This is a genomic window from Actinospica durhamensis (assembly GCF_018139695.1).
In the GTDB taxonomy this organism is placed as follows: domain Bacteria; phylum Actinomycetota; class Actinomycetes; order Streptomycetales; family Catenulisporaceae; genus Actinospica; species Actinospica durhamensis.
Genome location: NZ_JAGSOG010000323.1, coordinates 1 through 8,836 on the forward strand (window position 1 = coordinate 1; position 8,836 = coordinate 8,836).

General features: G+C 70.4%; 6 protein-coding genes. 4 read left to right on the top strand and 2 right to left on the bottom strand.

All coding sequences use genetic code 11. From position 1 onward, the window contains the following. Window positions 1-667 precede the first annotated feature (667 nt). Entirely contained in the window at window positions 668-1,882 is a 1,215-nt protein-coding gene (locus tag KDL01_RS36000; protein WP_212533183.1) for an IS110 family RNA-guided transposase, read from the top strand. Window positions 1,883-1,915: 33 nt separating this feature from the next. On the opposite strand, the gene KDL01_RS36005 is transcribed toward KDL01_RS36000, so the two are convergent. Then, a complete protein-coding gene (locus KDL01_RS36005; RefSeq protein ID WP_212533184.1) occupies window positions 1,916-2,896 on the bottom strand; it encodes a nucleoside hydrolase in 981 nt (326 codons plus the stop codon). 314 nt (window positions 2,897-3,210) lie between these two features. On the opposite strand from KDL01_RS36005, the gene KDL01_RS36010 reads away from it, so the two are divergent. The 3 genes from KDL01_RS36010 to KDL01_RS36020 all read left to right on the top strand — a co-directional run bounded on the left by KDL01_RS36010 (window position 3,211) and on the right by KDL01_RS36020 (window position 5,787). Further along, a complete protein-coding gene (locus KDL01_RS36010; RefSeq protein WP_212533185.1) occupies window positions 3,211-4,233 on the top strand; it encodes a LacI family DNA-binding transcriptional regulator in 1,023 nt (340 codons plus the stop codon). Continuing rightward, window positions 4,230-5,150 (top strand): ribokinase, encoded by a 921-nt coding sequence (gene rbsK, locus KDL01_RS36015; RefSeq protein WP_212533186.1) that lies wholly within the window; start codon window positions 4,230-4,232, stop codon window positions 5,148-5,150. Before KDL01_RS36010 ends, rbsK begins: the two co-directional genes overlap by 4 nt. Window positions 5,151-5,223: 73 nt before the next feature. Further along, on the top strand, window positions 5,224-5,787 hold the full coding sequence (locus tag KDL01_RS36020; protein ID WP_212533187.1) for an HIT family protein: 564 nt from the start codon (window positions 5,224-5,226) through the stop codon (window positions 5,785-5,787). 84 nt (window positions 5,788-5,871) lie between these two features. Here KDL01_RS36020 and KDL01_RS36025 read toward each other — a convergent pair whose 3' ends face one another. Further along, window positions 5,872-8,637, bottom strand: coding sequence for a glycoside hydrolase family 9 protein (locus KDL01_RS36025; protein WP_212533188.1), 2,766 nt, complete (start codon window positions 8,635-8,637; stop codon window positions 5,872-5,874). Between the last annotated feature and the right edge of the window lie 199 nt (window positions 8,638-8,836).

The window sequence follows — 8,836 nt, forward strand, 5'->3', positions numbered from 1 at the left end:
GCCGCGTTGCCGGGTGATCAGGGCCCGGACATCGGGGGAGAGGAGTTCACTGGTTTGCGCCATGGCTCTACGGTCGCTGGCGACGATGGTTCTGCGCCAGTGCGTAGAGGCTATTTCACCTGGTCAAACCCTGTGCGTGATGATATGGCCGGAGCGTGTGGATCACACGGATGGGCCAGACCTGATCGACCTAGGGACTGACGGACCGACGGATGGGCCGATCGGCCGACGGACAGATGGACTGACCGGCTGATGGACCGCCCGACTGCCCAACCGCCCGCCCGACCGACAGGCCGACCGAGGGACTGACGGACAGGCCGCCAGACCGACCAATCGACTGGCGGACCGACGAACCGACGAACCGACCAACCGACTGGCGGACCGGCCGGCCGGCCGACCGACCGACGAGCAGAGGACCGCTCGACCGCCCGCCCGCGTGCTACCCGTTACCGTTTAGGCGGCCCCGCAATGGGGTTCCCGGCCTCCGGGTCCGGCATGACTCTCTGCCCCCTGTCGCACGCATGATCCGGGGGGTGTTGTCACCGGTCCCGGAGGCACCGGCAAGACCGCTGATAGGGGCTGGACCGCCGACCCGTGCAGGTTCGGCAGGCCTTCGTAACGTGGATGCCGGCACGCTGGTGCCATTGGGGGCCGGGACGGATGACTCATGCCGGGAGGGCATGTGATCGAGATCGAGGACGTCGCGGTCTACCTGGGCCTGGATGTCGGCAAGGGCGAGCACCACGCCACCGCGCTGAGCCCGGGCGGAAAGCGACTGTACGACCGGGCACTGCCCAACAGCGAACCGAAGCTGCGGGCGCTGTTCGCGAAGCTGGCCAAGCACGGCCGGGTCCTGGTCGTGGTCGACCAGCCCGCCTCGATCGGCGCCTTGCCGGTGACCGTGGCCCGCGACGCCGGATGCCTGGTCGCCTACCTGCCCGGATTGACCATGCGCCGGATCGCCGACCTCTACCCGGGCGAGGCCAAGACCGACGCCCGCGACGCCCACATCATCGCCGATGCCGCCCGCACCATGCCACACACCCTGCGCGACCTGGAACCGGACGATGAGACCATCGCCGCGCTGCACATGCTCCTGGGCTTCGACGACGACCTGGCCGCCGAGGCGACCCGCACTTCCAACCGCATCAGAGGCCTGCTCACCGCGATCCACCCGCACCTCGAACGCGTCATCGGACCGCGGATACGCCACCCTGCGCTCCTGGACCTGCTCGAACACTACGGTTCACCAGGCGCAATCGCGCAGGCCGGGCTGGAGGAGATCACCGAGGTGCTGCGCCCCGGCGCGCCGAGGATGGCCGGGCGCCTGGCGGCCGAGATCCTGGCCGCCCTCTGCGAGCAGACCGTGGTGGTGCCCGGCACCAACTCCGCAGCGATCATCCTGCCGAGCCTCGCCGCCTCGCTGCGCACCGTCCTGGACCAGCGCAGGAAGCTCGCCGCGAATATCGAGGAGCTGCTCGATACGCACCCTCTTTCCCAGGTCCTGACCTCCATGCCGGGAATCGGGGCCAGGACCGGAGCACGCATCCTGGCAGAGATCGGCGACGCCAGCGCGTTCCCGACCGCAGCCCACCTCGCCGCCTACGCCGGCCTGGCGCCCGTCACACGCCGCTCCGGCAGCTCCATCCGCGGCGAGACACCACCCCGACGCGGAAACCGGCTGCTCAAACGGGCCTTCTTCCTCGCCGCGTTCGCCTCCCTGGCCGACCCGGCCTCCCGCGCCTACTACGACCGGAAAATCGCCGAAGGCAAAAGACACAACCAAGCCCTGATCTGCCTCGCCCGACGACGCTCCGACGTCATCTTCGCCATGCTCCGAAACGGGACGTTCTACCTACCCTTCATCCCTCCCGCCACTTGACGAAAGAGATAGGGGCACCCCCCCGCCTCCGCTCTATTGCCCCCACTGCTCCAGCACGGACGTGAACTCCTCGATGAAGTCCTTCGGACCAAGGTCCAACGCCGCGTGGGCGTTGCTGGTTTCGGTGCGGGCGGTGAGGTGCGGGGGGAGGCTGGTGCCGGGGGCGTCGTGTTCGTGCAGGAATACGGTCTGGCCGGTGGTCAGGGGGCTCGCGGTCTCCACGAACAGGGTGCCCTTCTCCGTCTGGACGAAGGCCTGGTCCAGGGCGACGCCGATGGCCAGGGGGTCGTGGAGGGGGACGGAGTCGGTGCGGTGGAAGTGGTTGTAGGAGCCGAAGTAGAACTTCAGCATGCGCACCGTGAACTCGAGCGGCTCGCCGGCGCGTTCGAGTCGGGCCAGGTGGTCTCGGGTGAACCTGGCCTTGTGGGTCACGTCCAGGCCGATCATCGTCATGTTCGCGCCGCTCGAGGCGACCAGGTCGGCGGCTTCGGGGTCGTGCCAGATGTTGAACTCGGCGGTGGGGGTGACGTTGCCCTTTTCCAGCACCGTTCCGCCCATGAAGACGAGCTTGCCGATCCGGTGGGCGAAGCCGGGGTCCTGGATCAGGGCGGCGGCGATGTTGGTGAGGGGGCCGGTGGCCACGACGATCAGTTCGTGCTCGTACTCGTGCGAGAGCCTGAGCAGCGCGTCGACGGCGCTTTCGGACTGCACTGGCACGCCCGAGTCGTCCACCTTCTCGTCGCCGAGGCCGCTTTCGCCGTGGAAGGCGAAGGAGGCGGACTGCTCGATCCGGCGGGAGAGTTTGCCGCCCACGCCGCGGTGGACCGGGATGTGCTCGGCCACACCGAAGAGTTTCACCAGCGCGCGGGCGTTGCGGTACGTATGCTCGACGGGGGCGTTGCCTCCGACGGCTGTAACGGCTTTGATGTCATAGCGGCCGGTGCCCAGGGCGTACTGCAGGGCGAGCGCGTCGTCCAGTCCGGGATCGCAGTCCAGCACGAACGGGCCGGTCACGGGGCCCACCTCCTCGGTTCCTCCGGCGAGGTGCCCCCAGGGTCCCCCACCGGCGCCCGTCGCCGCGGGCGGCCTTTGTATGGAAATCGTTATCCGACGGTGTCAGTTCGAACCCTACAACGTCAACCGGCACACCGTGTGAGACAGCTCATGTCACAATGTCCGACAAACTCTGCGGGACGGTGAGCTCGGCAGAGAACGATTGCCGAGTTTGATGCGAAGATGAACGACGGGGCGCCACGAGGCGGCCCCGAGTAGAACGGACCGCGCACGTGAGCATGGGCAGGGACGCCAGGCCGGCCACCCTTCGAGAGGTGGCGGAGGCGGTGGGCTGTTCGGTCGCCACCGTCTCCCGGGTGCTGGCCGGGGACCGTCCGGTGGGGGCCGAGCTGGCCCGCCGGGTGCAGGAGGCGGCGCGGGAGCTCGGGTATCTGCCCAACCAGGTCGCCCGCGCGCTGCGCAGCCGCAGCACCCGCACCGTGGGCCTGGTCCTGCCGCAGATCACCAACCCCTTCTTCCCCGAGCTCATGCGGGCCGTCGAGCACGCGCTGCACGATCAGGGCCGTGCGTTGCTGCTCGCCGACAGCGCGGACGATCCGGAGCTCGAGGCCGAGCGGGTCGAGCTGCTGATCGCGCGTCAGGTGGACGGGCTGATCGTGGCTCCGGTGGATCAGGAGCGCTCGGTGCCCACCCTCGCCAAGGCGGCCGCGCGGGTGCCGGTGGTGCTGCTCGACCGCTGCGTCGACTCGGTGCAGGCGGACGCCGTGACCGTGGACAACGCGGCGGGTATCCGGCTGCTGCTCGACCACCTGCGGGCGCAGGGGCGGCGGCGGCTGTGGTTCCTCGGGCCCGCGGGCGAGGTCTCGGCTGGCGTGGAGCGCCGGGCCGCGTTCCAGGAATGGGCCGCCCGGCACGCCGACCTGTGGCGGGTCGAGTTGGGCGACTTCTCCATCGACTTCGGCGAACACGCCGCGGGCAAGGCCGTCACGGCTCCCGCCGCGCTGCGCCCGGACGCCCTCGTGTGTGCCAATGACCTGATCGCGGCCGGGGCGCTGCGGCGGCTGCGGGAGCTCGGCGTCGAGGTGCCCGGGCAGATCGCGGTGACCGGCTTCGACGACATCGCGCTGGCCACACTCACCTCGCCCGCGCTCACCACCGTGCGCCAGCCCAACCGGGAACTGGCCGCGGAGGCCGCGCGGATGCTGCTGGCGCGGATCGAGAGCCCGCAGGCCTCGGCCCGCGCGGTGCGGCTCACCCCGGCGCTGGTGGCCCGCGGATCCACGGTCCCGGTCAGGGAAGGATCGCCGGAAGCCTCAAGGGAAGGATCGAGACTGTGATCGCCGTCGTCGGAAGCCTCAACCTGGACCTGGTGGTACCGGTGGCGCGGCACCCGGTGCCCGGGCAGACCGTGCTCGGCGGCGACCTGGCCCAGCACTGCGGCGGCAAGGGCGGCAACCAGGCGGTGGCGGCGGCCCGGCTGGGACGGCCGGTCTCGATGGTGGGGCGGGTCGGCGCGGACGACGCGGGCGACGTGCTGTTGGGAGCGCTGGCGGCGGAGGGCGTGGCGACCGAGTACGTGCGGCGCAGCGAGCAGGTGCCCAGCGGCCGGGCCCTGATCGCGGTGGACGAGGCGGCCGAGAACACGATCATCGTCAGCCCGGGCGCGAACGCGCGGCTGTCCGCGGCCGACTGCGCGGCGGCGGCCGAGGTGCTGGCGGCGGCCCGGGTCACGGTGCTGCAGCAGGAGGTTCCGCACGAGGCGAACGACGCGGCGGCCCGGCTGGCCGGCGGGATCGTCCTGGTCAACCCGGCGCCGGTGCGCGAGGGCGGCAACCCGCTGCCGTCGCGCACGGACGTGCTGGTGCCGAACCGCTCGGAGCTCGCCGCGCTGCTCGGACTCGCCCCCGACGCGCTGGGCGGCGAGGCCGAGGTGGTGGCGGCCGCGCGCCGGCTGCGCGGGTCGGCCGGGGCGGTGCTGGTCACGCTCGGCTCGGCCGGGGCGCTGCTGGTCGAGGGCGACGCCAGTACCCTGATTCCGCCGTTTCCGGTCGACGCGGTGGACACCACGGCCGCGGGCGACTGCTTCTGCGGCGCGCTGGCCTGCGCGCTGGCCGACGGCGAGACGCTGGAGCGGGCGGCCAGGTTCGCGGCCGCGGCGGCGGCGCTGAGCACGACCCGGGCCGGGGCGCAGCCGTCGCTGCCGACCCGGGACGAGGTGGAGCGGTTCACCGCGCGGCGCGGCGCGGCGCGGTGAGCGGTACTCCGTAGCGCTGAAGCGTGCGTGGCCGAGGTAGGCGCGCGCGGGGTCGCTCGATAGGCTTAAGCGCATGGAAGCGGAGCAGATCGACGCGCTGCCGGTCGACGGAGTCGGCGAACCCGACGGGCTGCAAAGGCTGTGGAACCCGCATCGGATGGCCTACATCCTGGGGGAGAACAAGCCGACCGGGCCCAAGGCCGAGGACGGCTGCCCGTTCTGTCGCATCCCCGATCTCGGCGACGACGCGGCCGCGCTGATCGTGGCGCGCGGCACGCTGGTCTACGCGGTGCTGAATCTGTACCCGTACAACCCGGGGCACCTGCTGGTGTGTCCGTACCGGCACATCGCCGACTACACCGAGCTGACGGACGACGAGGCGGCCGAGTTCACCGCGTTCACCCAGGACGCGATGCGGGCGGTGCGCAAGGCCTCGAACCCGCAGGGGTTCAACCTCGGCATCAACCAGGGCGAGGTGGCGGGCGCCGGCATCGCCGCCCACCTGCACCAGCACATCGTGCCCAGGTGGAGCGGCGACGCCAACTTCATGCCGGTGGTCGGCCGCACCCGCTCGATGCCGGTGCTGCTCGGCGAGACCCGCGCGCTGCTCGCCGAGGCGTGGCCCGGCGTCGGCTGAGCCGTCCGCCGGGCCGCACCGGCCCTACCCGACCTTCGCGGCCCGGGCGGCGGGAGTGGACCGGCCGCCGCCCGGGCGCCTTCGTCAGGGTTCGGTTCCGTACACCAACTGGCCGTTGTAGTACACGGTGATGTCCGGGTTGGCGGTGAAGGACGCGTCAGAGGCGTTGAACGAGTAGTCGTTCGTCTGCGTCATGGTCGCGTAGTTCGACTGGTAGATCCGGTTCTGGATTCCGCCGGTGCTCGCCCCGGGGGCCAACGAGCCGGCGCCCGAGCCGAACGAGAGCTGCAGATAGTGGTCGGCTCCGGTCACCGGGGTGCCGAGTGCGGTGAACGTGCCGGTCACGTTCGCGCAGCCGACCGGGGCGTAGTCACAGGCGTAGGTCAGCGTGCCGGTGCCGTCCTCGGTGAACCAGTAGCGCACGGTCACGGCGGACAGCGGGATCGCGGCGGTGCCGTTGTTGACCAGCTGGATCTGGTTGCCGATCGTGGACGTCGTCGCCGAGGTCGTACTCGTCTCGTACTGCGCGGTGAGTGACGCGGTGGCCGGCGGCGTGCCCGTGCCGCCGCCGCTGCTCGGTGCGCAGCCCTCGTCCGCGGTCAGCGACGGGGTCTGGCCGTAGGCCAGGGTGCCGTTGACGTAGACCGGGATGTACGGGTCCGGCGACGAGGTGTACGTTCCCGCGGCCAGGCCGGTGAAGCTGGGCGACTTGGCCGAACTCCAGGAGTAGCCGTAACTCGAGTTGATCGCGGCGTTGATGCCGAACTCGAACGCGCGTGACGGTGGAAGCCCGAGGCCGTCGTTGGTCCAGCTGATGGTGGTGTAGTACACGCAACTGTTCGCATCACCCCATTGCACCGGCGCGCTGATCGAGGTGGCGTTCCCGTCGATCTGGCCCGCCGCGTCGTAGTACACCGGTGTGGAGATCGCGCTGATGTTCTGGCCCGCGGCATAGAGCGAACTGATGTCGAAGTAGACGCGCGCGCTCATGCCGGTCTGCAGGTGCGGGGGCTGCGACGCGACGTTGTTGACGGTGACCGTGAGCTGCGTGCCCTGGCTGCTGTCCTGGTTGAGGGCGGCAGTGGCGTAGTACGGGGTCTGCGCCGCCTCGGCCGGCGGGGTGAAGCTCGTCATCGCCTGGCTCTGGCCGTAGTACTGGTAGAGGCCTGCCAGCGCGCCGACGAACGCCGCGTTGTAGTCGACGGCGACTTCGTTGAGCACGAAGTCGGTGGTGACGTCGTCGGGCTCGTCGGTGCTGCTCGGGCCGCCGACCAGTGCTCCCCACAGGACGTGTTTGTCGGTGGGCGGATCGCTCTGGCTGTTGGTCAGGGATCCCTGCGCGTCGCCGTGGTGCGGGTGCGAGGCGGCCGTGGCGGTGCCCCCGACCTCGCTGCCCACGCCCGGAGTGGTGCTGCCGAAGCCGACGATGTAGGACCAGTCCGCCGGGTTGTCACCCATGAGGTAGTTCATCTGGCCCATCGCCCAGTTCGTGAACAGCACGCTCTGCGCGTCGTTGGGGAAGTTCTTCCGGTAGACCAAGGCCTCGAGCTGCGCGGCGGTGTTGTAGCGCGCCGCCCCCCACGAGGTCAGATAGGAGAATCCGGCTGGAGTGGTGGCGATGAAGTTCGTGTCGGTGGACGACTCCGTATGGGGGACGTGCGACCAGTACTGGATCTGCCATACGTCGAAGTAGTGCACCTGTTGCTGCACCACCGCCGGGATCGCCGAATCGCCCTGGACTACCGGGTCGATCAGGCTGAACACCCCGCCCCAGCGGGTGTCCCAGTTCATCACCCACGTGTTCTGCCACGTGTTGTTCGTGTTCGACACGATGCTGCTGATGAAGCCGGTGTAGTCGCCGGACGCGTCGGTGGAGACGATCGCGTTGAGGTAGCTCGCCTGGTTGGTGGCCAGGTAGAGCCACGCCGCCGCCCACGCCTCCTTGTCCACGTAGCCGCTCGAGTTGTAGAAGCCCCCTGAGTAGCCGATGCCGGGATTGGCCAGGGAGAAGGCGTAGAGCGCCTCGGCGTACTTGAGGCACTCCGACGAGTAGGCGGAGTTCGAGGATGCGGTCAGCAGCGACTCGACGGCCAGCGCCGCCGCAGCGCTCGCGGTCTGGTCCGCGGCCGGGGTCTGCGAGGTGGCCAGGTAGGCCGGGCGCGGGTACGTCGTCGCGCTCTGCAACTCGGACGGGCCCCAGTAGTCGTGGTCGATCGAGCCGTCGCCGACCTGGTAGGCGAACGCGACGACCTGGCCGGAGGAGTTGAGGAAGGTCGAGCGCAGGAAGTAGTCGCTGTCCCACTTCATCTCGTCCAGGCCGTGCGCCCAGGTGCCGGTGGCCGAGTAGGCCTGGGGGAACTCGTACATGCCCCAGCCGAGCACGGAGGCGGCGTAGGTCTGCGGCAGGCCGAATTTCACGTGGTCGCCGGCATCGTGGAAGCCGCCGGAGAGGTTGAGGCAGCCGGTGTTGTTCGGGTCGAGCACGGACTTGTTCGCGGCGATGAACGCCGCGGTCAGGTTCACTCCGTCGGGTACCGTGGAGGACTTGGGCTGCAGCGGCACGCAGGAGTCGCTCGGCTCGGAGTCGCCGCGCCAGTCCAGCGGCTGGTCGCCGTCGGTGCGCGCCGGGCCGGACTTCTGGGCGTCGTAGAAGTACAGCGACTCCTGCAGCGCGAGCGGGAGGCTGTAACCGGGGGTGTCGGGCAGGGCGGTCGCGGCGTGCGCGGCCGCGGCGCCGACGGCCCCGGCGCCGGTCGACCCGAAGGCCAGTACGGCGGCGTAACACAGGACGCGGCGTATCCGGCCGCGGTGCACTGGCCCCGTTCGGCACGGGGCGGGCGGACGGTTCATGTGGGTTTCTCCTGTGAAAGAGAGCGGGTGCGGCCGCGCCGGTGACGCTAGACCCGGACCGGACCGGCCGGAAGCCGCACCCCGCGCCCACGCCGGGCCCGCCCCGCACCCGAGGCGCCCAACAGCACAGACATCTGACAGATCATCAGATTTGCCATGGAAGTTGCATACGCCGCGCACCGGGCCGCATCCGCCGCCC